A 1,267-nucleotide genomic window follows, 5' to 3' on the forward strand; every position below is an offset into this window, starting at 1 on the left:
GCCCCCCTTCTTCCCGCCGCCGCCCGGCGCCCCGATGGGCCCCGGGATGCCGCCGCCGAAGCGCGGCGGTGGCGGCGGCCTGGTGATCGGCCTGGTCGCCGGCGGCGTCGCCCTCCTCGTCGTCATCGCCGTGGTGGTCCTGGTGGTGGTGAACGCCGGCGGCGGCAAGTCGCCGGACGAGAAGCTGACCGCCGCGGCGACCGACCTCACCTCGGCCCGCGCCGTCTCGCTGGACGGCACGTTCGGCGGCGGCTCGTCGCTGCGCGGTGAGCTGGACGTCACCAAGGGCGGCCGCGCGATGGGCACCGTCACGTGGGACGGCTCCCGCGTCACGATGCTGTCGGCCGACGGCAAGCTGTTCGTGAAGGCCGACAAGTCCTACTGGGAGCGGCAGATCTCCACCGACGAGCCGTTCTTCCTCAAGGACGGCGAGCAGTGGGGCCGGCTGGGCGACGACGAGCTCGACCTCGACTTCAAGCAGCAGCTGACGCCGACGGCGCTGGCGGCCAAGGTCCGCTCCGCCCGGTCGTCCAGCACCAAGCCGATCGAGACGTCGTGGCACGGCAAGAAGGCCCTGAAGTTCAGCACCTTCTCGTCCACGATCTACATCACCGACGAGGACGACGCGGAGCTGCTGCGCTACGAGGCCACCACGCCGCGGGTCTCGCTGGACGTCACCACGAAGGACGGCAGCGACGCCTCGTCGGTCATCTCGAACATGCGCACGAGCATGGGCGAGCTGAAGGACTCCTTCAACGCCTCGTCCAAGCCCACCGTCGACGAGTGGAAGAAGGGCGGCTGCAACGGCAACTCCGGCTGCACCGTCCAGGCCAAGGTCCGCCCGCCCTACGACGTGGAGAAGCCCGTCACGATCGAGATCCAGTTCCGGATCACCGCGGGCACGCTGACCGGCAAGGACCTCGGCACCTGCACCACCCGCATCACGATCAGCAGCAGCAGCTCGCAGTGGGCGAGCTGCCGGGTCACGAGCAGCGCGTGGACGAGCTGGGCCAAGGCCACCGGCGGCACCTTCTACAAGCACGCGCAGTACAAGGTGATCGGCGCCACGTCCGCCGAGGTTCAGTCACTGCAGAACGGGCTCGACAGCGAATGAGGCCGCAGGTGAGGCGCCCCGCGCGCTGATCCGCCGCCACCCGGGTGCCCGGTGGCGCTCCGCCCGAACGGGAGGGAAGCGCCGCCGGGCACCCTTATGCTCTTTACGGACGCCCCTCCAGGGCCCCGGCGGCCGACCCGCACCCCCCAGGAA

General features: G+C 70.8%; 1 protein-coding gene. It reads left to right on the top strand.

Features of this window, described 5'->3' with window-relative positions:
* A partial coding sequence (locus E1293_RS47030; RefSeq protein ID WP_132206644.1) for a hypothetical protein occupies positions 1–1,114 on the top strand: 1,114 nt, incomplete at its 5' end.
* Positions 1,115–1,267 lie beyond the last annotated feature (153 nt).

It is taken from the genome of Actinomadura darangshiensis (assembly GCF_004349235.1).
Lineage (GTDB): Bacteria > Actinomycetota > Actinomycetes > Streptosporangiales > Streptosporangiaceae > Spirillospora > Spirillospora darangshiensis.